The following is a 25478-nucleotide window of genomic DNA, read 5'->3' on the forward strand; positions in this document are numbered from 1 at the left end:
TGAAAGTGGAGATCAACTGTGGGAGCTTTTCAAGCTCCCATCTCGGTCACTCTTCCGAGCTGTGTACGACCACCAGCAACTGCGCCTGAACCGGCCCCACCGAACGAAGCCTATGGGGTTTCTGCGCATTGAAGTGCAGCGCGTCACCCCGCTCCAGAATCACCCGTTCGTTCATGAAGTCCACTTCCACCTGGCCTTCATGCACGAACAAAAACTCTTCCCCCATGTGTTCCTTGAAGGTCTTATCGGTGAACTCCGCCGGCGGGTAGATGATGAACGGCAGCAGGCTGCGTTCGCTGACTTGATGGGCCAGCACCGCATAACCTGGCGAGGTGTCCGGCCGCTCATGGCTGCGTACCAGGCTGTAGCTGTCGAGGCTGACGCTGTCTTCGCTGAAAAGCTCTTCGACCTTCACGTTCAACGCCTTGGCCAGTTTCAGCGCGGCGGCAATCGACGGCGTATTGAGCCCACGTTCGACCTTGGACAGGTAACTCTTGGTCATTCCGGACTTTTCGGCCAGGGTTTCCAGGGTCACGCCAAGTTTTTTTCTCAATAATTTCAAACGGATAGACATGTGCTGCGGTTAATCCATGCAGAAAACGATGAGCCGTGCTTGCCAATGACACAAAGTGTCATATAGCATCATTGGTGTCATTTGCACTCACCAAGGGCACCCGATATGGCCAAGACATTAGCACTCCCGAAAGACCAACTGGTCAAGCAAGCGCTGATCCAGATGCAAAACACCCTGGCGGATAATACGTGGACCGACCGGCAAAAGCTGGCCCTCACCTGCCGCATTCTATTCGAACACGGCCACGACTCCGGCCTGGCCGGGCAGATCACCGCGCGTGGGCCGAAGCCTGGTACCTATTACACTCAGCAACTGGGCCTGGGGTTTGATGAGATCACTGCCAGCAATCTGTTGCTGGTGAATGAGGATCTTGAAGTGTTGGAAGGCCACGGTATTCCCAACCCGGCCAATCGTTTTCACACCTGGGTGTACCGCGGGCGGCCGGATGTGAACTGCATCATCCATACGCACCCGACGCACATCGCCGCACTGTCGATGCTGGAAGTCCCGCTGCAGGTGTCTCATATGGACCTCTGCCCGTTGTACGAAGACTGCGCTTTCCTGGAAGCCTGGCCGGGCGTGCCGGTGGGCAATGAAGAAGGGGAAATCATCACTTCGGCGCTGGGCGACAAGCGCGCGATTCTGCTCTCGCACCACGGCCAGCTGTCCACCGGTGCGAGCATCGAAGAAGCCTGCGTGATCGCACAGTTGATCGAGCGTGCGGCCAAGTTGCAGTTGCTGGCGATGGCGGCGGGCACGATCAAGCCGATTCTGCCGGCGCTAGGACGCGAGGCCCATGACTGGATCTCCAAGCCCAAGCGCCATGGTGCCGCGTTCAATTACTACGCTCGGCAGAACCTGCGCAAACACGCCGATTGCCTGAACTGATTGCCTTTTTTTCGACCGGAGACTTTCCATGCCCAACCCAACTATTCACGGCATCATCGGCTACACCATCACCCCATTCAGCGCCGACGGCCAGCACATTGACCTCGATGCACTGGGCCGCTCCATCGACCGTTTGATCGACGGTGGCGTGCACGCCATCGCACCGCTGGGCAGCACTGGCGAAGGCGCTTATTTGAGCGATGCTGAGTGGGATGAGGTCAGCGCCTACAGCCTTGCAAAAATCGCCAGGCGCGTGCCGACCATCGTCAGTGTGTCTGACCTGACCACCGCAAAGGCTGTGCGCCGTGCCCGTTACGCCGAAGCCAATGGTGCCGATGTGGTAATGGTGCTGCCGGCCTCGTACTGGAAACTCAGCGAAGCGGAAATCCTCGCCCACTATGCCGCGATTGGCGACAGCGTCGGCGTGCCGATCATGCTCTACAACAACCCGGCCACCAGCGGCACGGACATGTCGGTGGAGTTGATTCTGCGCATCGTCAAACAGGTCGCCAACGTGACGATGGTCAAGGAAAGCACCGGGGATATTCAGCGCATGCACCAGTTGCATCGCCACAGCGATGTGCCGTTCTACAACGGTTGCAATCCGCTGGCTCTGGAAGCGTTTGCTGCGGGTGCCAAGGGTTGGTGCACAGCGGCGCCGAACCTCATCCCGCAGCTCAATCTGGAGTTGTATGACGCAGTGTTGGCCAATGACCTGACAAGAGCGCGTGAGTTGTTCTATCGCCAATTGCCGTTGCTGGAATTCATCCTCAAGGGCGGTTTACCAGCGACGATCAAGGCAGGATTGCGCTTGACCGGGTTGGAAGCAGGTAATCCGCGGCTGCCGGTTTTTCCATTGGGTGAAGCGGGGATTGAGCAGCTAAAGACATTGCTGCGCTAAAACAGTAGCCCCCTGTGGGAGCTGGCTTGCCTGCTCCCACATTTTAAGCGAGTGCATCCGTTATTTAGCGACAAATGACAATAATTCTCGATATCATTCGCGACTTTTCTACGTCGCGCTTCGTCAAGAAGGATATCCATGTCTCGTCCCAAGCCCGACCCGTTGTCGGCCGATGCTTTTCGCAGGTTTTATGCAGACATCCTGTATTTCCTGCGCAAACGCACGGACAACGCCAGCGACGCGGCGGACATGGCCCAGGATGTCTTTACCCAATGGCTGGACTACCGCGACAGGGCCAAGGTCGAGCAGCCACGGGCGTTTCTGTTCCAGATGGCGCGCAACCTGCTGCGTGATCACTGGCGCAAACAGAAGGTACGGCAGACCGCCCACGCAGATCAGGCCGAAAGGGACGCGGAGCCTGCCAACGACGAGCAAAACGACCCCATGGTCGCCGCACTTCGCTTGCAACGCCTGGAACAGTTGAAAGAAGTCCTCGCCGAACTCTCGCCCCGCAGGCGAGAAGCCCTTATGCTGCACCGCTTCGAAGGCTTGAGCCAGGCGCAGATCGCCGAGCGCATGGGCATTTCGACCAGCATGGTGGAAAAGCACATCGCTTTTGCCTTGCTGCATTGCAAGCGACGCCTTCAACACGAACCCGGCACGGAGCAGCCAGAATGAACCGCCTGAGCGACATCGACGCCCTGGATATCGAGGCGAGCGACTCCATCGATGCCCAAGCCGCCAGCTGGTTTGCCCGCAACCGCAACCTTGCTGCGCGCGCCGACCGCAAGGCCTTTGCCGCCTGGCAGGCCGAGCCGGCCCATGCCCGTGCCTATGCCGAGTTCGAACAACTGTGGGCGGACCTTGCCCAACTGCAGCAACTGAAAAAAACCGTGGCGCTGCCCAAGCGCAAACCGTCGATCTGGCGCCCAGCCCTGGCGGTGGCAGCCGCCTTGATCTGCGCGGTGCTGACGATACAGATCGGTGCGCCCCGCGAGCTCTACCACACCCAGGTTGCGGCCCATGCCAAAGGTATGCGCACCCTGCACCTACCGGATGGCAGCACGTTGTATGTGAATGCCAACACGCGCCTGCGGGTGGATTTCACCGCCCATCAACGCATCGTTCATCTGGACAAGGGCCAGTTGTACATCGAGGTCGCCGCCGACAAGGAACGGCCGCTATACGTGCAAGCCGGCGAGGCGAACGTGCGGGTGGTTGGCACCGGTTTCGATGTACGGCGCAGCCAGCAGCAACTGGTGGTCAGCGTCGCACATGGCCAAGTGGCGTTCGAGCCCGACGCCAAAACTCCGGTGGCCTTGCTCGGCGCCCGGCAACGCGCCATCTACAGCTACGCCAAGGGCACCTTGCAGCAGCAGCCGCTCACCGCTGAGGAGGTGGCCGATTGGCGCAGCGGGCACCTGTCATTTCGCGATCGCGAGTTGGCCAGCCTGATCGATGAACTGAGCCTCTACCGTCCCCAGGCACCGTTGCAGGTCAGTCGCGCCGTGGCGCAACTGAAGGTCTCAGGCAATCTGGATGTGAATGACCCAGATGCCCTGCTCAATGCCCTACCCGCCCTGCTGCCGGTGAAAACCGTAACCTCAGCCGATGGCATCGTGAGAATCGAACCACGCAAGTAGGGTCAAAAAAACCACACTTGAGAATATTTTGCATTCGCATGTGTGGATTTTTTTACCTGCCCCGTCTTCCTCCCGTCTGCGTTTGATACGCACACCTTTTTGGCTATTTAGCCGCACCGGGGGATCTCATGTTTCGCGCGCCTTGCCACGCTTCGCACCTGTTTCTTCGACCGACCCTTATTGCCAGTTGCATGGCGTTCAGCCTCAGTGCCCAGGCCGAGTCGTTCAAGCTGCAACTGCCCGCCCAACCACTGGCCACGTCCCTTAGCCAGGTAGCGCAGCAGGCGAAAATCCAGCTGCTGTTCGATGAAGCGCTGCTCAAGCATGTGCAGGCACCAGCGCTCAACGGCGAATTCACTCCGGAAGTGGCCATTCGTACCCTGCTAAAAAAGGGTGAATTCACCCTGATCAAGGTCGGCACGACATATGTGGTACGCCCCGACGAAGGCAAGACCACTAACAGTGGCGCAATCCAGCTGGACACCCTCAGCGTGATCGGCACCGGTACCGAGGTCAATTCCAGCACCGTCGGCCGCTCAACCCTGAGCCAGACCGATATCGACCGCTACCAGTCCAATAACATCCCCAGCCTATTGCAGACCCTACCCGGTGTCAGCCAGGGCGGCTCGCTGAAACCCGGCGGTCAAACCATCAACATCCGCGGTTTCGGCGATGCCGAAGACGTGCCGATGACCGTCGACGGCGCCACCAAGAGCGGCTTTGAGCGCTATCAACAAGGCACGGTGTTTATCGAACCTGAATTGATCAAGAGTATCGAAGTCGAGAAAGGCCCCAACTCACCGTTCACCGGCAACGGGGGGTTTGGCGGCACGGTCAACATGACCACCAAAGATGCCCCGGACCTGCTCCAGGACGGCCGCAACAGCGGCGCGATGCTCAAATACAGTTACTCCAGCAACGACCATGAACAGGTCTACAGCAGTGCCGTGTATGGCCGCACCGACGACGGCCGTTTCGACGCCCTGGCTTACCTCACTCAACGTGACGGCGGCGATATGAAAGTGGCCGCCAAGCTGCCCAACGAAAACAACCAGTACCCGATCAACCCCCAGCGCCTGCCCAACAGCGCCCAGGATGTGGATGGCAAGCTGTTCAAGGTCAACGCGCACCTCACCGACGAGCACAGCGTCGGGCTTTCCTACCTGCGCTCCCACAGTAATCGCTGGACACCCTTCTCCGCCGCCAGCTACCCGACACCGCCGACCCAGGCCAACATTAACCGCTACGGCTACGAAAGCGCGTTGAAACGTTTTTTAGCCCAGCGCGACACCACCGACACCACCTGGTCGGGCAAGTATGAATACCAGCCGCTGGACAACCCGCTGGTGGACCTGACCGTCAAATATTCCCAGTCCAACACCGACCAGACCGACGAGCGTGACGCCACGGCGTTTTTCCAGCTGGCCACTGGCGGGCGCAAGATGGACACCGCCTACACCGACAAGAACCTCGACATCCGCAACATCAGCCTGTTTGACACCGGCCCCTTGCAGCATGCGCTGACCCTCGGCGGGCAGATCCGCAAGCACATCCGCGAAACCGAGATGTGGATGCCCGGCGCCACCTACAACACCGCGCGCTACAACTACGGGCATTTCCAGCCAGGCTTCATGCCCCACGGCAAAGTCGACACCAACAGCTTCTTTATCCAGGATGCAGTAACCCTCGGCGACGTGACCATCACCCCATCCCTGCGCTACGACCACGTACGCAACCGCGGCGAAGGCAACGATGCGCCGTACTACAACAATCCGGCCCCATCCTTCGGGCACGATTACAGCGACCGCACCTACACCGGTTGGTCGCCGCGTCTGGCGGTGTTCTGGACCGTCAACCCGAACCTCGGGCTGTTCGCCAATTGGAGCCAGACCTGGCGCGCGCCTGTGATTGACGAGCAGTATGAAGTCCAAGGCCTGGGCAGCCGCACCGCCACCAGCGTCGATCTTGACCCGGAACGTATCACCTCGATCACCGTGGGCAGTGTCACCAGCTTCGACAACCTGATCGCCAGGGACGACAACCTGCAAGTACGTACCACCCTGTTCCATAACAAAGTCGAAGACGAAATCTTCAAAGCCACTGGCGTCGGCTGTCAGAACCAGGCCATCAACGGCGGCACGATCTCCAGCGCCTGCCCAGCGGGAGCGATGTCCAATTACCGCAACATCGGGGGCCTGACCATCAAGGGCTTTGAGCTCGAATCGTTCTACAACTCCACCTACCTGTTCGGTTCGATGTCGTTCGCCTACGCCAAGGGTGATCACCAAGGCGCCTACACCAACCCATGGGGGCCGGATGTGGCGGCGCGCGATATTCCACCGACCAAATGGGTGCTGGTCTTGGGTACCAACATTCCCGCGTGGGATGCCCAAGTGGGTTGGATGGGCCAGTTCATCGGCGCCACCGACCGCCTGCCCAGCGACCAATACTCCGGCGGCCCGGGCAGCAGTCTGGGCGACCTGTTCTACGACCAATACGGCAACAAGCGCTACAACACCCAGGGCCTGTTCGCCAAATGGAAACCGCAACAGGCCTACCTGAAAGGCACCGAAGTGAACTTCACCGTGGACAACCTGTTCAACAGCAACTTCCGTCCGGCCTTGAGCGGCGACCGCGCCTACACCAAAGGCCGTGATGCGAAGATCAGCGTGACGCGGTTCTTCTAACTGTACGGATAAATCCGCGCCCAGCTGTAGGCCCTTGATTGGCGAGGGTTATGGCTAGATGGGCTTCCCTTGAAGCCCTCTAGATTTTGGTCCCAATCATGAGCTCGCGCGAAAACACCGGCATGGCCCTCGGCCTGCTGGGCGTCATCATCTTCAGCCTGACCCTGCCCTTCACCCGCATCGTGGTACAGGAAATCCATCCACTGCTCAACGGCCTGGGCCGTGCGTTGTTCGCGGCGGTCCCGGCGGCGGCACTGTTGCTGTGGCGCCGAGAGCGCTGGCCGACTTGGCGTCAGGTACGCGGGTTATGCCTGGTCATCGCCGGTGTGATCCTTGGTTTCCCGGTACTGTCGGCCTGGGCCATGCAAACCTTGCCGGCGTCCCATGGCGCGCTGGTCAACGGTCTGCAACCGCTGTGCGTGGCGTTGTATGCGGCGTGGTTATCCCACGAGCGGCCATCGAAAGCCTTCTGGGCCTGCGCCGCGCTGGGCAGTGCGTTGGTGTTGAGTTATGCGTTGATCACCGGTGCCGGCAGTATTCAGGCGGGCGATTTGTTGATGCTCGGCGCGATTGCCGTGGGTGGCCTGGGCTATGCAGAAGGGGGCCGGTTGGCCAAAGAGATGGGCGGCTGGCAGGTAATCTGCTGGGCGCTGGTGCTGTCGACGCCGGTGTTGATCGGCCCGGTGTGGTACCTCGCCGCGCAGCATCAAGGCGTGATTTCCATGCGCACCTGGTGGGCATTTGGCTACGTGTCGCTGTTCTCACAGTTCCTGGGCTTCTTCGCCTGGTACGCCGGGTTGGCCATGGGCGGCATTGCCCGGGTCAGCCAGATTCAGCTGTTGCAGATTTTCTTCACCATCGCGTTTTCGGCGTTGTTCTTTGGTGAACATATCGAGCCGATTACATGGTTGTTTGCGTGTGGTGTGATCGTGACGGTGATGCTGGGGCGCAAGACGGCGGTGCAACCTGCACCCGTGATAAAACCGGCACCTTCCGCGTAGCGGTGTGTCTGGTACACCGCTACGCAGCCTCGCCAAGGCTCGACAGCTGCTACGGAGGGTTTACTTCAAGTAGCCATCCGCCCGCAACAGGGTTTCCAGGCAGTGCTCGGTGATGTGGTAGAACGCCTTCAGCTCCTGGATTTTCTCCAGCAACTGCGCATTGTCCAAAGGTTCGGCGCGCTTGACCGCGAGGATCATCTTGTTCTTGTTGGTGTGTTCCAGTGAGATGAACTCGAACACCTTGGTCTCATAACCGCAGGCTTCGAGAAACAACGCGCGCAGGCTGTCGGTGACCATTTCCGCCTGCTGGCCCAGGTGCAGGCCGTATTGCAGCATCGGCTTGAGTAGCACCGGGCTCTGGATTTGCAGGCGAATCTGTTTGTGGCAGCACGGCGAGCACATGATGATCGACGCGCCGGAGCGGATGCCGGTATGGATCGCGTAGTCAGTGGCGATGTCGCAGGCATGCAAGGCAATCATCACGTCCAATTCGCTCGGCGCTACGCTGCGCACATCGCCACACTTGAACACCAGCCCTGGGTGCTCCAGGCGGGCGGCGGCGCTGTTGCACAGGGTCACCATGTCTTCGCGCAGCTCAACGCCGGTCACTTCACCCTCAGCCTTGAGGGTATTGCGCAGGTAGTCGTGGATGGCGAAGGTCAGGTAGCCCTTGCCCGAACCAAAGTCGGCGACGCGTACCGGTTGGTCCAGCTTCAACGGCGACGAGGTCAGCGCATGGCTGAACACTTCGATGAACTTGTTGATCTGCTTCCACTTGCGCGACATCGACGGGATCAGCGCCTGCTTGGCGTCGGTCACACCCAGGTCGGCGAGAAACGGTCGACTCAGGTCGAGAAAGCGATTCTTCTCACGGTTGTGCTCGGCCGAAGGTGCTTCGCGCAGTTGCTGTGGCTTGCTTTTGAACAGCGAGCTTTTGTTCTTCTTGCTGTATTCCAACTGGGCTTCGTCGGTCAGCGACAGCAAGTGCGCGTTCTTGAACGAGGCCGGCAGCATCTCGGCAATCGCCGCCACGCCATCTGCCAGGGGAAAGTTTTTGGTAATGTCACGGGTCTTGTAGCGGTAGACGAAGGACAGGCAAGCCTGCTCCTTGACCGTTACCTGCTTGATGATCAGCCGCTGCAACTCGGCTTCCTCACCCACGTACTTGGCCAGCACCAGCTTGATAAAGGCGTTCTGCGCAAGGCTTGCGCTCAGCAGTTCGATGAACTGGGCGTGATGATCCGGCGCAGGGCTGGCAGGTTGAGCGGTGACGGACATGAACAAAAACGCCTCGAGCTGGGAATGCCGGGCATTTTAGGGGGGATAAGGCTTGAGGGCACGGGGTTATTTGATCAACGGTAAACTCGATCAGCCACCGCCGCTCCCACATTTAGAAATTTGTTGCCTGGATTATTCGAGAACTACCAACCGGTTTGGCAACTCATTGCGCGTCTGCGTCAGCGGCACATGCACCTTCAACAACTCGCCACAGGCTTCAATGCACGCAATAAACCCGGCCAACGTCTGCCCCTGCTTCACCTGCTGGGTAAACGCCTTGACGATCACATCCCAACTGCTGTCATCCAGGCGCTTGGAGATGCCGTCATCCACCAGAATTTCCACATAGCGCTCGGCCTCGCTGACGAAAATCAACATCCCCGTGCTGCCCAGCGTGTGGTGCAGGTTCTGCTCCAGGAACTGGCGCCGCGCCAGGTTCGACGCACGCCAATGCCGCACTGATCGAGGGATCAAGTGGGTGGTGACCTTTGGCAAGCGAAACACCAGGCACAACACGATAAACGTCGCCCACTGCGCCAACAGCAAGGTGTACATGGTCAGGTAGCCCGACAGGTAATGCACGACACCGGGCACCACCAGCGCAATGAGGCTGGCCCACAACAGCGGGATGTAGGCGTAATCGTCGGCACGGGCAGCCAGCACCGTCACCAGTTCGGCGTCGGTGTTTTTTTCGACGCGGGCGATCGCTTCGGCGACTTGGCGCTGCTCGTGTTCAGTCAGTAATGCCATGGTTGTAGATGCTCTTTTCTAGTTATTGTCATTACCAGCCGCCCGAGGCCCCACCGCCGCCGAAGCCACCACCACCGCCTCTGAAGCCGCCACCACCACCTCCACCGCCGCCGCGTCCGCTGCTGCTGAGAATGGCCAGGAGGATAGCGCCAACCGGCAGGCCCATGCGATTGCACAGCCACAATACGCCGATCAGCAGGATAAACAGGCCGATGGAAAAACCCGGATTATCCTTGGCAAAACTCGCATCCGCCACATGAGCCGGCACCGCCAGCGGCTCGCCGCCCACCACCTGCAACATGGCGGCGACGCCGTCGCTGATGCCCTGGCTGAAATTGCCGGCCTTGAACTTGGGCGCAATCACCTGGTTGATGATTACCCACGACTGCGCATCGGTCAGCACGCCTTCCAGGCCATAACCGACTTCGATGCGCAATTTTTGCTCATCACGGGCGACGATCAACAGCGCGCCGTTGTCCTTGCCCTTCTGGCCGATGCCCCACTGGCGACCCAACTGATAACCGAAGTCCTCAATGGGCACGCCTTGCAGGTCGGGCACTGTAACGACCACGATCTGATCGCCCGTGGTTTGCTCCAGTGCCTGCAACTGTTGGGTCAGTTGCTGGCGCGTGGCCGGGTCGATCATCTGGGCGTTATCCACCACCCGCCCGGTCAACGCCGGGAAAGTCAACGCCGCCTGGGCCGCGCCGACAAATGCCAACAGCCACAGCGCCAGGCCTATCCGTAATAAACGCATCGACACCTCAATGCAGCTTTATTTGAACTTCACTTGCGGCGCTTTATCGGCATCGGCACTGGTGGCTTCAAACGTGGCGCGGATCGGCAAGTCGCTGTACATCACGCTGTGCCACAGGCGACCGGGGAAAGTGCGGATCTCGGTGTTGTAGGCCTGTACCGCCTGGATAAAGTCGCGACGGGCCACGGCAATGCGGTTTTCCGTGCCTTCCAGTTGGGATTGCAGGGCCAGGAAGTTCTGGTTGGCCTTGAGGTCCGGATAACGCTCGGACACCACCATCAAACGGCTAAGTGCGCCGCTCAGGCCGTCCTGGGCTTGCTGGAACTGCTTGAGTTTTTCGGGGTTGTCGAGCGTGCTGGCGTCCACCTGGATCGAGGTGGCCTTGGCCCGCGCTTCAATCACGGCGGTGAGGGTGTCTTGCTCATGGGTGGCGTAGCCCTTGACCACTTCTACCAGGTTGGGAATCAGGTCGGCACGCCGTTGGTATTGGTTCTGCACCTGGCCCCAGGCAGCCTTGGCCTGCTCGTCCAGTGTTGGAATGTTATTGATACCGCAACCGCTGAGAACAGTGCTGATCAATAACAAAGCCGCGGCTTTCAAGCCCCAGCGATAACCTTGTGCTGCTTGCATGGTGTTTCTCCTGCCCAACCTTGATGGAATTTAACGACGAACCCTAAAACCGCGCGCATGGGGCATAATCCGCCACCACCGCTGGAATGCATCGAGCCAATCAGCTAAAAAGATGCCCTTCAACAGTGATAGTTCATAAAGAGCTCAGAAGTGTGCGGTATTTACCCACACATCACCCGAACAACAATAGACGCTCCCCACATTTTGGCCGACAGCGTTCCCTTGATGCTGTGCAGTGAGCCGAAAAAGGATATTCATGAAGAAGCTGTGTTTGCTCGGCCTTGTTGCCACTCTGGCCGCTCACCCCGTATGGGCAGAAACAAAGCCTGCTGCGCTTAAAAACAAGGACGCCTTCGTCAGCGACCTGCTCAAGCAGATGACCCTCGATGAAAAGATCGGGCAATTGCGCCTGATCAGCATCGGCCCCGAGATGCCCCGCGAGCTGATCCGCAAGGAAATCGCCGCCGGCCGCATCGGCGGCACATTCAACTCGATCACCCGCCCGGAAAACCGTCCGATGCAGGACGCGGCCATGCGCAGCCGGTTGAAGATCCCGATGTTCTTCGCCTATGACGTGATCCACGGCCACCGTACGATTTTCCCGATCAGCCTGGCCCTGGCCTCCAGTTGGGACATGGACGCCATCGGCCGCTCCGGACGCATTGCCGCCCAGGAAGCCGCCGCCGACAGCCTCGACATCACCTTTGCACCGATGGTCGACATCTCCCGCGACCCGCGCTGGGGCCGTACTTCCGAAGGTTTCGGTGAAGACACCTATCTGGTGTCGCGTATTGCCGACGTGATGGTCAAAGCGTTCCAGGGCACCAGCCCGGCCAACGCCGACAGCCTCATGGCCAGCGTCAAGCACTTCGCCCTGTATGGCGCGGTGGAGGGCGGTCGCGACTACAACGTGGTCGACATGAGCCCGGTCAAGATGTACCAGGACTACCTGCCGCCGTACCACGCGGCGATCAAGGCCGGCGCCGGCGGCGTGATGGTGGCGTTGAACTCGATCAACGGCGTGCCCGCGACTGCCAACACCTGGCTGATGCACGACCTGCTGCGCAAGGAGTGGGGCTTCAAGGGCCTGGTGGTGAGCGACCATGGCGCGATCTTCGAGCTGATCAAGCACGGCGTGGCCAAGGACGGGCGTGAAGCCGCGAAGCTGGCAATCAAGGCCGGCATCGACATGAGCATGAACGATTCGTTGTATGACAAAGAATTGCCAGGACTGCTCAAGTCCGGCGAGATCAAGCAAAGCGATATCGACAACGCCGTGCGTGAAGTACTCGGCGCCAAGTACGACATGGGCCTGTTCAAAGACCCGTACCTGCGTATCGGTAAAGCCGAGGATGACCCGGCCGACACCTACGCCGACAGCCGCCTGCACCGCACTGACGCGCGGGATATCGCACGCCGTAGCCTGGTGCTGCTGAAAAACCAGAACGACACCCTGCCGCTGAAAAAATCCGCGACCATCGCGCTGGTCGGCCCGCTGGCCAAAGCGCCGATCGACATGATGGGCAGTTGGGCCGCTGCCGGTAAACCCGCGCAATCGGTGACCCTGCTGGACGGCATGAACGCCGTCATCGGCGAAAAAGGCAAAGTGATCTATGCGCGCGGCGCCAACATCACCAACGACAAAAAAGTCGTCGACTACCTCAACTTCCTGAACTTCGATGCACCGGAAGTGGTGGATGACCCACGCTCGTCCCAGGACATGATCGACGAAGCCGTCAAGGCCGCCAAAGATGCCGACGTGGTAGTGGCTGCCGTGGGTGAGTCCCGTGGCATGTCCCACGAATCGTCCAGCCGTACCGACCTGAACATCCCGCAAAGCCAGCGCGACCTGATCAAGGCCCTGAAAGCCACCGGCAAGCCGCTGGTACTGGTGCTGATGAACGGCCGCCCACTGTCGATTCTCGATGAGAACCAACAGGCTGACGCCATCCTGGAAACCTGGTTCGCCGGCACCGAGGGCGGCAACGCCATCGCCGATGTGCTGTTCGGTGACTACAACCCCTCGGGCAAACTGCCGATCACCTTCCCACGCTCGGTGGGGCAGATTCCGACCTACTACAACCACCTGACCATCGGCCGACCGTTCACCCCAGGCAAGCCAGGCAACTACACCTCGCAGTACTTCGATGACGTCACCGGCCCGCTGTTTCCGTTCGGTTACGGCTTGAGCTACACCACATTCAGCCTGTCGGAGATGGCGCTGTCGTCCACCACCCTGAACAAGACCGGCAAGCTCGACGCCAGTGTCACCGTGAAGAACACCGGTAAGGTCGATGGCGAAACCGTCGTGCAGTTGTACATCCAGGACGTGGCCGGTTCGATGATCCGCCCGATCAAAGAGCTGAAGAACTTCCAGAAGGTCATGCTCAAAGCCGGTGAAGAGCGCACCTTGCACTTCACCATCACCGAGGAAGACTTGAAGTTCTACAACACCCAGCTCAAGTTCGCGGCGGAACCGGGCGAGTTCAATGTGCAGATCGGGCTCGACTCCCAGGATGTGCAGCAACAGACGTTCGAGTTGTTGTAAAACGTTCAGCCCCCTCTTTTTTGAAGAGGGGGCTTACGCACTTGCCCGCCTCAGCCAGTAAAAAGTTAGATTTCACTCCCGCCTCCAAGCCAAGTCCTACATCCCTCCCCCTGTCCACCCGCACACCCTATCAGCCCAAATTTTATGTGCAGGTGTGTGGACTATGTCACCCACGGAAAACACTCGAGCAACAGCTAAGAAAGCGCCCGCTCAATCATCGTTCAAGCGAAATGCGATCGCCCTTTGTCTGCTCGGCTATCTGTCGAGCATGCCGGTTGAAGCCGCGAACTATGTCGAACAAGGCCGACTGCACGATGCGGCCAGTTGGCGCAGTGAAGAGTTCAAGAACAACTGGGGGCTGGGGGCAATCGGCGCTGACTTCGCTTATGCGCGGGGGTTGAGTGGCGCCGGGGTGCAAATGGGGGTTTACGATTCAGGAACCGACCTGCGTCATAGCGAGTTTGCCGGGAAGCCAACTATCGGCGTGCTGATGGCTGACACCGGCTGCATGAGTGGGACCGTGCTGGAGAAGGGCTGCTTCTACACCGAAGGTGATCGCGCCGCGGTAACACTTATCGACTCATTGCCACCCGACGCGTTGGCCAGCCTTGAAGAACTTATTGCCGACGGCGCCCTTACCAGGGAACAACTTGATGAATATTTCAGATTTGTAGGGGCTACCTACGACGCACACGGCACTCACGTTGCCGGCACAGCACTCGCCAATCGTGATGGCTCCGGCGTTCATGGTGTGGCTTATGCGGCCAACTTAAGTGCAGTGCGTAAGTACGGTAATACCTACCTGGGAGGCCCCATTGCCATAACAGATATTTTGAGTCCCCCCCTTCCGACAGTTGCAGCGGTAGACGCCGCCTATGCCCAATTGCACAGGCAGAACGTGCGTGTCGTCAATAATAGTTGGGGGAGCGTATTTTCACCGGCAAATGAAACAGAGCTGGACATTGCATTAAGCCAAACCGAAACCTCCGTTTATTCAGAACTCAAGGCCATAGCAGACAACGCTATCAAGTATGGGATGCTGCAAGTATGGTCAGCGGGCAACGTAACCACAGCAAACGACTCCCCTCAAGCAGCGCCAAATTCCGGACTTCATCCCAGCCTGCCACGAGCCATCGCAGCGCTTGAGCCCTATTGGTTGACCGTCGTCAACTTAAATAAAGAGCTGACCTTGGGCGATTATTCCAAGCGCTGCGGCTTCAGCAAAGACTGGTGCCTGGCCGCGCCCGGAACGGATATCAACTCGTCCTGGGTCACCGGTTCGATACAAACCGAAAACCACTATAGCCAAGACGGTGATGTCACCGGTTTCGCAGTGACCGGTGATAAACCCGAGTTAGGGTATGCGCTGAGTTCCGGCTCCTCCATGGCCGCCCCCCACGTCACCGGCGCACTGGCACTGCTCATGGAGCGCTTCCCCTACCTCGACAACCCACAAATACGCGACGTGCTACTCACCACCGCCACCGACCTCGGCGAGCCAGGCGTGGACGATGTCTATGGCTGGGGCCTGATAAACCTGAAAAAAGCCATCGACGGCCCCGGCCAACTGCGCGTCGACACCTCGGTGAACATGGACCGCCCCGCCGGTGGCGCAATTGTCTGGCAAGGCGGCGCCTGGGATGACTGGCGCAACGATATCAGCGGCCCTGGACGCCTGGAAAAAACCGGCATCGGCTGGCTGCGCCTCAGCGGCAATAACAGCTTCGCCGGGGCCACGCTCAAGCAAGGCGTTCTGGAGCTGGACGGCACCAACCACCTCAAGGGCGACGTAAAGCTCGACGGTGGCGTCCTGCGTCTGAACGGTTCCTTGGCCGTCGAAGGTGACTATAAACAAGCATCCGGCTCAACCCTGATGACTGGGCTGGTCTCCCAGGCAGAACCGGCAAAGCTGCAAGTCAGCAACCAGGCATCAATCAACGGCGGCACGCTGTACCTGAGCGCGCAGCCCAACAGCTACCCCTTGGGCCAGCGCTACAGCATCCTCCAAGCCAAAGGCGCCTTGAGCGGCGAGTTTGCCTCGATCGACCACCGCGAGTTCTCACCCTTCCTCAGCGTTTCCCAGGTCCGGCAGGGTAATGATTTGCTGGTGGAGTTCGGCCGCGGCCAATCACTGGTTTCAGCGGCAGGCACAGCCAACCAACACGCCGTCGCCAATGCCGCCGACGCGCCAACCCTGCCTGCCCCGTTGCTGCAACGCCTGACAGCACTGTTTCCCGAGCAGGCACCCTCGGCGCTGGACCAGTTGAGCGGCGAACTGCACGCCAGCACCCAAGCGGTGCTGATCGAAAACAGCCGTGTGCTGCGCCAGGCAGTATTCGACCGCCAACGCCTTGCACAAGACAGCCGTTCTGCCGGGCCCGAAGCGTTAACCCGAGGTGTGTGGGTGCAAATGCCTCGCCAGTCCGGGCAACTGGCGGGTGATGACGGCACCGCCCGTACGTCCCACAGCAGCACGGGCCTGCTGGTCGGCTTCGATCACCAGTTGGATCAAGGCACACGCCTGGGCGTGGTGGCAGGCAGCGGTAGCAGCGAAGTGAAGGCCGGATCTCGCGGTAAAGCGACGGTCGACACCTACCAGTTGGGCCTGCATGTAGGCCACACCTGGGACGCTTTTGGCCTCTATGGTGGCATCGCCTACGCGCAACATGAAATCCAGACCAAACGCCGCGTCAGCTTCCCGGGCGTAGAGAACCGCCTGGCCGCCAAGTACGCCAGCCGCACGGTGCAGACGTTCGCCGAGGCTAACTATAAGTTCAGCCATGATTTCTGGGATTGGCAGCCATACCTGCAACTGGCCAATGTGCAACAGCGCAGCGATGGGTTCAACGAACGGGGCGGCATGGCGGCACTGCGCGGCAAACGCTCGAAAGAGAACGTCAACCTGACCACCGGCGGTGTGCGGCTCAACCTTGACCTGGGCAAGGCGCAGATCGGCCCATCGTGGTTGAGTGTGCGCGGCGGCCTGGCCTACACCCATGCCAGCGGTGACCTGCAACCGGCGGCTCAGGTGGCCTGGGACGGCGGCCGTGTGCTGAATGTCAGCGGCGCACCGCTGGACCGCCTCAGCACCCGATTGGAGCTGGGCGCCACCGCGCGCCTGACACGCGACAGCACGCTGGACCTGAGCTTCAACAGGCAACGCGGTGAGCGCTCGCGGGACCAAAGCATCACGGCGCAGTATTCGCTGCAATTTTAAGAAGCGCTATGAACAACAGGCGGGGGTGCCCTACCCCCGCCGATTCAATAGATTGACCACCACCCGATCAATCCATCCCCACACCCGCTGCTTCACCCGCCGCCACAACGGCCGTGCCTTCCACGCCTCCAGGCTCACCGCCTGGCTCTGGGCAAAATCGCGCTCGAAACTGCCCGCCACTGCCAGTGTCAGTTCCGGGTCCAGTGCTTCCAGGTTGGCTTCCAGGTTAAAGCGCAAGTTCCAATGATCGAAATTGCACGAACCAACGCTGACCCAATCATCCACCAGCACCATTTTCAGGTGCAGGAAGCACGGCTGGTATTCAAAGATCTGCACACCCGAGCGCAGCAAGCGCGGGTAATAACGGTGGCCGGCATAACGCACGGAGGGGTGATCGGTGCGTGGCCCGGTCAGCAGCAAACGCACATCCACACCGCGCCCCGCCGCACGCCGTAAAGCACGGCGCACGCTCCAGGTCGGCAAGAAATACGGAGTGGCCAGCCAGATACGTTGCTGGCTGCTGTTCAACGCGCGGATCAGCGACTGCAAGATATCGCGATGCTGGCGGGCGTCGGCATAGGCAACACGACCAAGGCCGGGGCCCGTCGCAGGCACCTTGGGTAAACGCGGCAAACCGAAATGGGTGGCGGGCTTCCATTCCCGGCGCGCCGCGTTGGCGTGCCATTGGCGGTCGAACAGCGCTTGCCAGTCCAACACCAGCGGGCCACTGATTTGCACCATCACTTCATGCCATTCGGCCGTATCTTGCCCCGGCGTCCAGAACTCATCGGTGACGCCTGTACCGCCGACGACGGCGATGCTCTGGTCGACCAGCAGCAGCTTGCGGTGGTCGCGGTACAGGTTGCGCATCCAGAGCCGCCAGCTCAGGCGATTGTAAAAACGCAGCTCCACACCGGCATCGGTCAAACGCTTACGCAGCCCGAGAGTAAACGCCAAGCTGCCGTAATCATCGAACAGGCAGCGCACGTGCACACCACGTTCGGCGGCCAGCACCAACGCCTGTACCATCGCTTCGGCACAGGCCCCGGCTTCTACCAGGTACAACTCCAACTCGACTTGCCGCTCAGCGCGGGCAATGCCCACCAACATCTGCGGGAAAAAACTCGGCCCGTCGATCAGCAACTCGAAACGGTTGGCGCTGCGCCACGGGAACACTGCGCCGCCCATGTCAGCGCGCCGTAAAAATCAGCACCGCACCCACCGGTACCGACAAACTGATCGACGTAAGCCCAGCAGCCTTGCGCAACGCCGCCACACCCGGCACCAAATCAAAATCCTCGGCATGCAGCACCACCGGCTCCAGCGTCACCACCTGGAAACGCCGGTCATCCAGGCGCGTGGCCAAAAGCTCAGCGCTGTAGGTCTGGGTCTTGCCGTGCAAGGTCACCGACAGCGGCAGGCGCAACTCCAGTTGAGCGCCGGAAGCCAGATCATTGATCGGTTGCAGATTGATTTGCGCGCTGATCAGCGCTTCGGGAAAGGTCTTGATCTCGAACAGGTCATTGCGCATGCGTTCATCGCGCAACGGGATGCCACTGTTGATTGACTCCAGTTCAACTTCAAGCTGCGCCGCACCTTTGCTATCGACCTTGCCGTGCAACACCAGGAAGCGCTGCACTTCGGCGATCTCGGTGTTTTTGGTGGTAACGAATGACAGGCGTGAGGACTCGTTGTCCAGGTACCAGTCAGCGTGGGCGGGCACTGCAGTGGCCGCCAACAGCATGAAGGCCAGAGGTTTAAATAGAGAAGCGTTGTACATAAAGACTCGTGGGGCGAAAAACCTGAACGAACCTTAACCGCATAGCGGTCGTTACGCCAACGCCCGCTGCACTTCGCGCACCGTCGCCTCAAGGCTAGCCATGTGCAGGTTCAACACCCGTTCCACCGGTGCCTGGTGCATCGGCCAGTGCAACGCCATGCTGCCCACCAAGCGACCATTAGCCTGCACCGGCAAGGCCACCGCACGAATCAGGAACGGCAGGCGCACCGGGTATTCCCAGTAACCTTCGGTACGCTGGCCGAACCCTTGGTGATGCGTTTGCTCGCAGGCTTGATATTGCTCATCCGCCGCCACATGATCGCGGCCCGCCAGGCGTTGCACCTCTTCGGCAGGCAGTTGCGTCAGGCACGCCTTGCCCATCGCCGAGTGAAACAGACTGGCGTGCTGGCCGACGATTTGGCAGTTGTTGGGATACAGCTTGCGCAACACACTGGGGATCGCACTTTCCATGACTTCCAGGCGCTCGCCATCGAAGCAGGACAAATCCACCACCAACCCGGTGCGCTCGCTGAGTTCCAGCAGCCAAGGTGCCGCGCTTTCCACCACCACACGCTTGAAGCGTTGCTGGGTATCGCCAAACAAACGCCGGGCGCGCAGGCGGTAGCGGCGATCGCTCAGGCCGCGATAGACCCAACCCTGCTCCTGCAAGGTCAGCAACATGCGCGACACCGTGGCCTTGGGCAGGCGCGTCAGATAGTGCAACTCTTCCAGCCCCAAGGCCTGGTGTTCGCCCAACAACTCGACGATTGCCAATGCGCGTTCAACCGACCGCACGGTCCCTGTCTCGGCGTTGCTGCCCATGGTCGATCTCCCTGTTGCGATGGATGATCATTGTTCACAGCAAGATACAGGCCCGTCTCGCGTCAACCGGTCGACTCAAGGCAAGCCGGAGGCCGACGTTGCACCCAATGCGTCAGCTGTTCATGGGCGTAAGCCAATTGCAGCACCGCCCGGTCGGCTTGGGCGGGGCCGATGATTTGCAGGCCCATCGGCAGGCCCTGGGGGTTGAAACCCACCGGAACGCTCATGCTCGGCAGACCGGCCAGCGTCGGGCCGATCACCACTTCCATCCAACGGTGATAGGTATCCATTTCGCGCCCGGCAACGTGGCGTGGCCAGGGCTGTTGTGCATCGAAAGGGAACACTTGGGCAGTGGGCAGCAGCAGGAAATCGTAACGCTCAAACAACTTGCCCAAGGCGCGGTACCACTCGCTGCGGTCCACCGACGCCTGGTACACCTGCTGGGCACCCAAGCCCAGGCCGCCTTCCACTTCCCATTGTGCTTCCGGCTTGAGCAACGCACGTTTTTGCGGATTGGCGTAGGCCGCGCCGAGGTTGCCATGCACCAACCAATGGCGGTGCACCAGCCAACTGCGCCACAGGCGCGCCATGGAAAAGTCCGGCTGACAGCTTTCAACGTCACAGCCCAGCGTGGCGAAATCACCGAGGGCTGATTCGCAGAGGCTCATCACGCCGTCTTCCATCGGCAGATAGCCGTTGTAATCGCCCAACCAGCCCAGGCGCGCGCCTTTGAAGTCACGCTGCAAAGGTTGGCCGAGGACGGCGGGATCGTCCTTCGATGACAAGGGCACCCGTGGGTCATAACCCGCCTGGATGCTCAACAGCCGCGCCACATCCGTGACACTGCGACCCATCGGGCCTTCGGTGCCCAGTTGCTGCACAAATAGCTCCGGCATCGGCCCATGGGGCACCCGCCCTTGGGATGGGCGCAGGCCGAACACGTTGTTGAACGCCGCCGGGTTACGCAACGAGCCCATCATGTCGCTGCCGTCGGCCACCGGCAGCATGCGCAACGCCAGGGCCACCGCCGCCCCGCCACTGCTGCCGCCCGCGACCAAGCTTGGGTCATAGGCGTTGCCGGTGGTGCCGAACAGGGTGTTGTAAGTCTGCGAGCCCAAGCCGAATTCCGGCACATTGCTCTTGCCGATAATGATCGCGCCGCTGGCCCGCACCCGCGCCACACTGATGGCATCTTCTGTCGGTACATGCTCGGCAAACAGCGGCGAGCCCAAGGTGGTGCGCAAGCCTTTGGTAGCGGCCAGGTCCTTGATCGCCTGGGGCATGCCGTGCATCCAGCCGCGCGATTTGCCCCGGTCCAATTCGCGATCACAGGCCCTTGCCTCAGCCAGAACCTCCTCGGCATCGCGCAACGACACCAGCGCATTCACACTCGGGTTAAAACGTTGGATCTGCGCCAGGTACGCCTGCATCACCTCTTCGCACGACACCTGCCGTGCATGGATCGCCCGCGACAGTTCAGTGGCATCCCATTCAACAATACTCAAGGCTTCACCTCACTTGAAAACGGTAGCGGCTTCTTGGCCCGCGGGGCCTCATACATGCAGTAAGTGCCCAGCAGCGTCAGCACGCAAGCGAACAGCACATAAAACGAGGGGGCCACCGGCGTACCGAGTACTTTGGTCAGCCAGGTCACGATCAACGGCGCGAAGCCACCAAACACCATCACCGCCACGTTATAGGCCACCGACACACCGGTCGAGCGCACCTCGATCGGAAACTGCTCGGCCAATGCCGTCGGCGCCGGGCCGAAGAACCCGCCGATGGCCGTGCACAGCATCACCTGCATCACCAGCAAACGCTCGATGGACGGCGCGGCAGCCACCCACACATACAGCGGGTAGACCATCACGAAGAATGCCAGGGTAAACGCCATCAACACCGGCCGCCGGCCCAAGCGATCCGAGAGCAACCCGGAGAGCGGAATCACCACGGTCATCAGCGCCACCGCAAACATCTGCACCATCAGCACCTCGTCCAGCGGCAAACCGAGGCTTTTATGGGCGAAGGTCGGCATGTTCACCAGCACCACGTAGAACGACACCGTCGCGCCACAGGCCAGGCCCATGGACACCAGGATACTGCGCCGATGCTCGCGAATAACCTCCATCAAGCTCGGCGCCGGGCCGGTGGCCTGTTTGCGCGCCTCGATAAACTCTTCCGGATCCTCCATGTGCCGGCGAATCCACAACCCCACCGGACCGATCAGCAAACCCAGCACAAACGGCAGGCGCCAGCCCCACACGTCGAGGGTCTCCGGGGAAAAGAAGTGGGTAACCATCGCCACCATCGCCGCCCCGCCAAACACCGCCAGGCACTGGCCCACCAACTGCCACGAACCATACAACCCCTTGCGATGGGCCGGTGCACTTTCCACCAGGAACGCCGTGGCACTCGCGTATTCCCCACCGGTGGCAAAGCCCTGGAGCATGCGCGCCACCACAATCAGCAACGGCGCTCCCATGCCGATGGCGGCATAACTGGGTGCAAAGGCAATCAGCGCGATGGACACGGTCATCAGCCGGATAATCAACTGCATCGCCGCCTTGCGGCCTTTGCGGTCGGAATACATCCCCAACAGAATCCCGCCCACCGGGCGCATGAAAAAGCCCACGCCAAAGGTGGCCAAGGCCATCAGCAGCGACGCGTATTCATCCTCCGAAGGGAAAAATTGCCGGGCGATGATGCTGGCCAGAAAGCCGTAAACGATGAAGTCATACCATTCCAGCGCATTGCCAATCACCGCCGCCACCACCTGGCGGGTGCGGGATACGCCGGGTTTTGAAATCTGCATGAGGAACACTCCATTCAACCGATAAGGGAAAGGGTCCAGCGGCAGAAAAAGTGAGGTCGTCAGGCAGGCTTGAGCCAGCTCTCGGCCAGCGCGCCCCAATAGGCGGCGCCGGTCAGCAGGATGTCGTCGTTGAAGTCATAGGCGGGGTTATGCACCATCGGCCGCGACACACCGTTGCCGATAAACAGGTAACTGCCGGGGCAGCGTTGCAGCATCCAGGCGAAGTCTTCGCTGCCCATCAGCGTGCGGGTGTTGCCGTCCACCGCGTCGGCGCCGACCAAGGCCACGCCGACCTGGCGCGCAAATTCGGTTTCTTCGGGGTGGTTGACCAGCACCGGGTAGGCCGGGCGGTGCTCGATCTGCGCGGTGCAGCCGAAGCTGGCGGCCTGGGTCTGGATGATTGCAATCACACGTTCCAGCATCTGCTCGCGCACTTTGGGATTGAGCGCGCGCAGGCTCAGGCGCAGCAGTGCTTGCTGCGGAATAACGTTGGCGGCCTGTCCCGCTTGCAGGGCACCGACCGTGACCACGGCGGCTTCCTGGGTGTCGATGTTGCGCGCCACCACCGTCTGCAACGCCATGACCATACTCGCCGCCGCGACCAAAGGATCCACCGTCAAATGCGGCATGGAACCATGGCCGCCGACGCCTTCGAGGATCACGGTGAGCAAGTCCTGGGACGCCATCATCGGCCCGACTCTCAAGCCCAGATGCCCAGCCGGCAGGCCCGGCATGTTGTGCATGCCGAACAAACCATCGCAGGGGAAACGCTCCAGCAAGCCGTCGGCGAGCATGGCTTCGGCGCCGCCCTGGCCTTCTTCGGCAGGCTGGAAAATCAGATTCAAGGTGCCGTCGAATTGCCGGGTGGCCGCCAAGTAGCGGGCGGCACCGAGCAACATGGTGGTGTGACCGTCATGCCCGCAGGCATGCATGCAACCGGCGTGTTGGCTGGTGTAGGGTGCGCCGGTGTTTTCGATAATGGGCAAGGCGTCCATGTCGGCGCGAATGCCTAGAGTGCGCGGGCTGCTGCCGTTACGCAGTACGCCGACCACACCAGTTTTGCCAATGCCGGTGTGCACCTCGTAGCCCCAACCTTTTAGGGATTGCGCTACAAGGGCGGAGGTACGATTTTCTTCAAAGCCGAGTTCGGGATGGGCGTGGATGTCCTGACGCACGGCGTGCAAGTCGCCGGCGACGTCGCTGAGCCAATCCAGAATGTGCTGGTGTGGGCGCATGGTGATTCTCCTCACAGGCGGGTGTTCCCGTTCTTGTTTGCGACACATCGCCAGATAACCGCGATGTGAGCGCGAGGACAATCAAAGGTGGTTCCACCCTGTGGAACCTTAGGGCAACAGGCGGCAACCCTGGCGGTCACCCAACCACCGTGCACTGTGCGTGCGCCCCAGCCCGCTGGCGGTAACTTCACTGCGTTCGGGCTTGTCGACAAACGCGCTGGTAGGCACGTATTGCTTCACATAATCCCGGCAATACTCCGCCGGATTGTTCTCCACATAGCGGCAGGAGCAATACTCTTTGGCGGTGTAGGCCGCGATGATGTCGGGGAAGGCTTGCAGGTTGACGCGCTCATGCCAAATCCAGCCTAGCAGGGCCAGCAACAGCAGGATAAACAGGCTGGTAAACGGGCGGCGACGGATCATGGTTGCACCGCCGCGAGTACGCGCTTGAGCAGTTCGTTGTGGCGGTAGCTGCCGTCGCGGTCATCGCCGTAGCGCACGATCACCAGGTGTTCGTCGGGCATTACGAACAGCGCCTGGCCCCAGTGGCCCAGGGCAGCAAAGGTGTCCGCGGGGGCGTCAGGCCAGGGTCTCGGGGCGCCTTGCACTTCGCGGTTTAGCCACCATTGGCCACCAGGCACGGCGTCGTCCTGGCCGGCTTTGTATTTATCGAAGGGCTGGCGATTAAAGGCTACCCACTCTTTAGGCAGCAACTGCTGCTCCCCCCAGCGACCGTCGCGTGCCATCAACAGGCCGACACGCGCCAGGTCGCGGGCGGTGAGGTAGGCGTAGGACGAGGCGACGAAGGTTTCGTCAGCGTCGGTTTCCCAGGTGGCGTTGTGGATGCCCAGCGGTTTGAACAGCGCGTCCCACGGGTAGCTCATATAGGCCTTGTGGCCGAGCATGCCTTTGAGGGTGGCGGACAAGATGTTGCTGTCGCCGCTCGAATAGCGGAAGGCTTGGCCAGGCTCGCTGGCGGATTCGGTGTCGGCGGCAAAGTCCGCCATATCGGTACGGCCACGGGTGTAGAGCATCGCTATTACCGAGGACTTCAGCGGGGCGTACTCGTAGTCTTCCTGCCAGTCCAGGCCCGAGGCCCAGTGCAACAGGTCGGCCATGGTCACTTTGGGATGCTGCTTCATTGGCGGGTAAAAGCGCGCGGCGGGGTCGGTCAGTTTGAAACGGTTTTCGCCGTAGGCCACGCCGAGCACGGTGGCCATCAGGCTTTTGCTGACGGACCAGGTCAGGTGTGGGGTGCTGACAGTAGTGGGCGCGGCGTAGCGTTCATAGATGACTTCGCCGTCGCGGATAACCAGCAGCGCGTCGGTGCGGATGCCTTTGCGAGTGGTGTCGTCGCGGGCTGGGAATGCGTAGGTGGTCAGGGCATCGACGGCGGGGCCTTCGAGTGGTGTGCCTTTGGCCCATTCCTTGTCAGGCCAGGTTTCGGCGTGGGCGGTGAGGGTGACGTTGACGAGCAGCAGGGCAATGCACAACAGGCCTCTGACCATGGACACAAACTCAAGGGGGCATTCAAGCCCGCGAGCCTAGCCGAGGTAAATGACAGTTTTGCTACGGACTGGGGAGGGAGTACATATCCGTTTTTTGGGTAACGGCCGCGTAGGGTTCCGCTCTTACAGCGGGTCACTTTGGGAAAAGAGCCCCAAAAGTAACCAAAAGGGCTCTTGGGTATGACTCACCCACATAGGTAACAAATCAGTTCAAGCACATAGGTAACAGTTTTTAACTGGTACTGGTCGATTCCGAGGATCTGACCATGCCGTGGCGAGAGCTGAAACCTATGGATCTGAAAGTGATGTTCATTGCCGACTATTTGTCCGAGCGACTTAATTTCAGCCAGCTTTGTGCGGCTCATAGCATCAGTCGCAAGACCGGTTACAAGTGGGTGGCACGCTATAACGCAGACAGCGTTAATGGCTTGAAGGAATGCAGTCGCA

General features: G+C 60.4%; 22 protein-coding genes. 9 read left to right on the forward strand and 13 right to left on the reverse strand.

The window, feature by feature from the left end:
- Window positions 1-46 precede the first annotated feature (46 nt).
- Complete coding sequence (locus BFL40_RS09725) at window positions 47-574, reverse strand: helix-turn-helix domain-containing protein (RefSeq protein ID WP_071483766.1); 528 nt, start codon at window positions 572-574, stop codon at window positions 47-49.
- Between the two features lie 105 nt (window positions 575-679).
- Between BFL40_RS09725 and BFL40_RS09730 the strand changes: the two genes are divergently transcribed.
- The 6 genes from BFL40_RS09730 (at window position 680) to BFL40_RS09755 (ending at window position 7694) form a co-directional block, all read left to right on the forward strand.
- Entirely contained in the window at window positions 680-1462 is a 783-nt protein-coding gene (locus tag BFL40_RS09730) for an aldolase (protein ID WP_071483767.1), read from the forward strand.
- Between the two features lie 28 nt (window positions 1463-1490).
- Window positions 1491-2363, forward strand: coding sequence for a dihydrodipicolinate synthase family protein (locus BFL40_RS09735; protein WP_071483768.1), 873 nt, complete (start codon window positions 1491-1493; stop codon window positions 2361-2363).
- A gap of 138 nt (window positions 2364-2501) precedes the next feature.
- Window positions 2502-3041 carry an RNA polymerase sigma factor gene (locus tag BFL40_RS09740; RefSeq protein WP_071483769.1) on the forward strand — a complete coding sequence of 180 codons (540 nt, stop codon included), beginning with the start codon at window positions 2502-2504 and terminating at the stop codon, window positions 3039-3041.
- A complete protein-coding gene (locus tag BFL40_RS09745) occupies window positions 3038-4006 on the forward strand; it encodes a FecR family protein (RefSeq protein WP_071483770.1) in 969 nt (322 codons plus the stop codon). The genes BFL40_RS09740 and BFL40_RS09745 overlap by 4 nt, the downstream gene beginning before the upstream one ends.
- Window positions 4007-4134: 128 nt before the next feature.
- Entirely contained in the window at window positions 4135-6693 is a 2559-nt protein-coding gene (locus tag BFL40_RS09750) for a TonB-dependent receptor (RefSeq protein WP_071483771.1), read from the forward strand.
- Window positions 6694-6791: 98 nt separating this feature from the next.
- Window positions 6792-7694: a DMT family transporter gene (locus BFL40_RS09755; RefSeq protein ID WP_071483772.1), complete on the forward strand. Its 903-nt coding sequence runs from the start codon at window positions 6792-6794 to the stop codon at window positions 7692-7694.
- A 60-nt stretch (window positions 7695-7754) separates the two neighbouring features.
- Here the strand turns inward: BFL40_RS09755 and BFL40_RS09760 are convergent, their stop codons facing one another.
- From BFL40_RS09760 to BFL40_RS09775, 4 genes are all read right to left on the reverse strand, one after another.
- Window positions 7755-8972 carry a class I SAM-dependent methyltransferase gene (locus BFL40_RS09760; RefSeq protein ID WP_071483773.1) on the reverse strand — a complete coding sequence of 406 codons (1218 nt, stop codon included), beginning with the start codon at window positions 8970-8972 and terminating at the stop codon, window positions 7755-7757.
- A 132-nt stretch (window positions 8973-9104) separates the two neighbouring features.
- On the reverse strand, window positions 9105-9722 hold the full coding sequence (locus BFL40_RS09765; RefSeq protein WP_071483774.1) for a TPM domain-containing protein: 618 nt from the start codon (window positions 9720-9722) through the stop codon (window positions 9105-9107).
- A 31-nt stretch (window positions 9723-9753) separates the two neighbouring features.
- Window positions 9754-10479: a TPM domain-containing protein gene (locus BFL40_RS09770; protein ID WP_071483775.1), complete on the reverse strand. Its 726-nt coding sequence runs from the start codon at window positions 10477-10479 to the stop codon at window positions 9754-9756.
- Between the two features lie 18 nt (window positions 10480-10497).
- Window positions 10498-11109 carry a LemA family protein gene (locus BFL40_RS09775; protein ID WP_071483776.1) on the reverse strand — a complete coding sequence of 204 codons (612 nt, stop codon included), beginning with the start codon at window positions 11107-11109 and terminating at the stop codon, window positions 10498-10500.
- Window positions 11110-11365: 256 nt separating this feature from the next.
- Here BFL40_RS09775 and bglX point away from each other — a divergent pair, with 256 nt between their 5' ends.
- Both bglX and BFL40_RS09785 read left to right on the forward strand, forming a co-directional pair.
- Window positions 11366-13657, forward strand: a complete 2292-nt coding sequence (gene bglX / locus BFL40_RS09780) for a beta-glucosidase BglX (protein WP_071483777.1) — start codon at window positions 11366-11368, stop codon at window positions 13655-13657.
- Between the two features lie 163 nt (window positions 13658-13820).
- Entirely contained in the window at window positions 13821-16874 is a 3054-nt protein-coding gene (locus BFL40_RS09785) for an autotransporter domain-containing protein (RefSeq protein ID WP_083374591.1), read from the forward strand.
- Between the two features lie 30 nt (window positions 16875-16904).
- Here BFL40_RS09785 and BFL40_RS09790 read toward each other — a convergent pair whose 3' ends face one another.
- The 8 genes from BFL40_RS09790 to BFL40_RS09825 all read right to left on the reverse strand — a co-directional run bounded on the left by BFL40_RS09790 (window position 16905) and on the right by BFL40_RS09825 (window position 25031).
- Complete coding sequence (locus BFL40_RS09790; RefSeq protein ID WP_071483779.1) at window positions 16905-18062, reverse strand: phospholipase D-like domain-containing protein; 1158 nt, start codon at window positions 18060-18062, stop codon at window positions 16905-16907.
- Window position 18063: 1 nt separating this feature from the next.
- Window positions 18064-18654: a YceI family protein gene (locus BFL40_RS09795; protein WP_071483780.1), complete on the reverse strand. Its 591-nt coding sequence runs from the start codon at window positions 18652-18654 to the stop codon at window positions 18064-18066.
- Between the two features lie 51 nt (window positions 18655-18705).
- Complete coding sequence (locus BFL40_RS09800; protein WP_071483781.1) at window positions 18706-19476, reverse strand: helix-turn-helix domain-containing protein; 771 nt, start codon at window positions 19474-19476, stop codon at window positions 18706-18708.
- A 62-nt stretch (window positions 19477-19538) separates the two neighbouring features.
- Window positions 19539-20981: an amidase gene (locus BFL40_RS09805; protein WP_071483782.1), complete on the reverse strand. Its 1443-nt coding sequence runs from the start codon at window positions 20979-20981 to the stop codon at window positions 19539-19541.
- A complete protein-coding gene (locus BFL40_RS09810; RefSeq protein ID WP_071483783.1) occupies window positions 20978-22288 on the reverse strand; it encodes a citrate-proton symporter in 1311 nt (436 codons plus the stop codon). Before BFL40_RS09810 ends, BFL40_RS09805 begins: the two co-directional genes overlap by 4 nt.
- A gap of 59 nt (window positions 22289-22347) precedes the next feature.
- Window positions 22348-23523, reverse strand: coding sequence for a M20 aminoacylase family protein (locus BFL40_RS09815; RefSeq protein WP_071483784.1), 1176 nt, complete (start codon window positions 23521-23523; stop codon window positions 22348-22350).
- 108 nt (window positions 23524-23631) lie between these two features.
- Window positions 23632-23946 (reverse strand): amidase, encoded by a 315-nt coding sequence (locus tag BFL40_RS09820; protein WP_071483785.1) that lies wholly within the window; start codon window positions 23944-23946, stop codon window positions 23632-23634.
- Window positions 23943-25031 (reverse strand): serine hydrolase domain-containing protein, encoded by a 1089-nt coding sequence (locus BFL40_RS09825; RefSeq protein ID WP_071483786.1) that lies wholly within the window; start codon window positions 25029-25031, stop codon window positions 23943-23945. The genes BFL40_RS09820 and BFL40_RS09825 overlap by 4 nt, the downstream gene beginning before the upstream one ends.
- Before the next feature lie 266 nt (window positions 25032-25297).
- Between BFL40_RS09825 and BFL40_RS09830 the strand changes: the two genes are divergently transcribed.
- The coding region (locus tag BFL40_RS09830; RefSeq protein ID WP_071483402.1) for a helix-turn-helix domain-containing protein at window positions 25298-25478 on the forward strand (181 nt) is incomplete at its 3' end.

It is taken from the genome of Pseudomonas costantinii (assembly GCF_001870435.1).
In the GTDB taxonomy this organism is placed as follows: Bacteria; Pseudomonadota; Gammaproteobacteria; order Pseudomonadales; family Pseudomonadaceae; genus Aquipseudomonas; species Aquipseudomonas costantinii.

What these genes read in the sequence shown, in the direction of transcription:
- BFL40_RS09725 (WP_071483766.1), bottom strand. Translation starts at nt 574, where the DNA reads ATGTCTATCCGTTTGAAATTATTGAGAAAAAAACTTGGCGTGACCCTG.
- BFL40_RS09730 (WP_071483767.1), top strand. Translation starts at nt 680, where the DNA reads ATGGCCAAGACATTAGCACTCCCGAAAGACCAACTGGTCAAGCAAGCG.
- BFL40_RS09735 (WP_071483768.1), top strand. Translation starts at nt 1,491, where the DNA reads ATGCCCAACCCAACTATTCACGGCATCATCGGCTACACCATCACCCCA.
- BFL40_RS09740 (WP_071483769.1), top strand. Translation starts at nt 2,502, where the DNA reads ATGTCTCGTCCCAAGCCCGACCCGTTGTCGGCCGATGCTTTTCGCAGG.
- BFL40_RS09745 (WP_071483770.1), top strand. Translation starts at nt 3,038, where the DNA reads ATGAACCGCCTGAGCGACATCGACGCCCTGGATATCGAGGCGAGCGAC.
- BFL40_RS09750 (WP_071483771.1), top strand. Translation starts at nt 4,135, where the DNA reads ATGTTTCGCGCGCCTTGCCACGCTTCGCACCTGTTTCTTCGACCGACC.
- BFL40_RS09755 (WP_071483772.1), top strand. Translation starts at nt 6,792, where the DNA reads ATGAGCTCGCGCGAAAACACCGGCATGGCCCTCGGCCTGCTGGGCGTC.
- BFL40_RS09760 (WP_071483773.1), bottom strand. Translation starts at nt 8,972, where the DNA reads ATGTCCGTCACCGCTCAACCTGCCAGCCCTGCGCCGGATCATCACGCC.
- BFL40_RS09765 (WP_071483774.1), bottom strand. Translation starts at nt 9,722, where the DNA reads ATGGCATTACTGACTGAACACGAGCAGCGCCAAGTCGCCGAAGCGATC.
- BFL40_RS09770 (WP_071483775.1), bottom strand. Translation starts at nt 10,479, where the DNA reads ATGCGTTTATTACGGATAGGCCTGGCGCTGTGGCTGTTGGCATTTGTC.
- BFL40_RS09775 (WP_071483776.1), bottom strand. Translation starts at nt 11,109, where the DNA reads ATGCAAGCAGCACAAGGTTATCGCTGGGGCTTGAAAGCCGCGGCTTTG.
- bglX (WP_071483777.1), top strand. Translation starts at nt 11,366, where the DNA reads ATGAAGAAGCTGTGTTTGCTCGGCCTTGTTGCCACTCTGGCCGCTCAC.
- BFL40_RS09785 (WP_083374591.1), top strand. Translation starts at nt 13,821, where the DNA reads ATGTCACCCACGGAAAACACTCGAGCAACAGCTAAGAAAGCGCCCGCT.
- BFL40_RS09790 (WP_071483779.1), bottom strand. Translation starts at nt 18,062, where the DNA reads ATGGGCGGCGCAGTGTTCCCGTGGCGCAGCGCCAACCGTTTCGAGTTG.
- BFL40_RS09795 (WP_071483780.1), bottom strand. Translation starts at nt 18,654, where the DNA reads ATGTACAACGCTTCTCTATTTAAACCTCTGGCCTTCATGCTGTTGGCG.
- BFL40_RS09800 (WP_071483781.1), bottom strand. Translation starts at nt 19,476, where the DNA reads ATGGGCAGCAACGCCGAGACAGGGACCGTGCGGTCGGTTGAACGCGCA.
- BFL40_RS09810 (WP_071483783.1), bottom strand. Translation starts at nt 22,288, where the DNA reads ATGCAGATTTCAAAACCCGGCGTATCCCGCACCCGCCAGGTGGTGGCG.
- BFL40_RS09815 (WP_071483784.1), bottom strand. Translation starts at nt 23,523, where the DNA reads ATGCGCCCACACCAGCACATTCTGGATTGGCTCAGCGACGTCGCCGGC.
- BFL40_RS09820 (WP_071483785.1), bottom strand. Translation starts at nt 23,946, where the DNA reads ATGATCCGTCGCCGCCCGTTTACCAGCCTGTTTATCCTGCTGTTGCTG.
- BFL40_RS09825 (WP_071483786.1), bottom strand. Translation starts at nt 25,031, where the DNA reads ATGGTCAGAGGCCTGTTGTGCATTGCCCTGCTGCTCGTCAACGTCACC.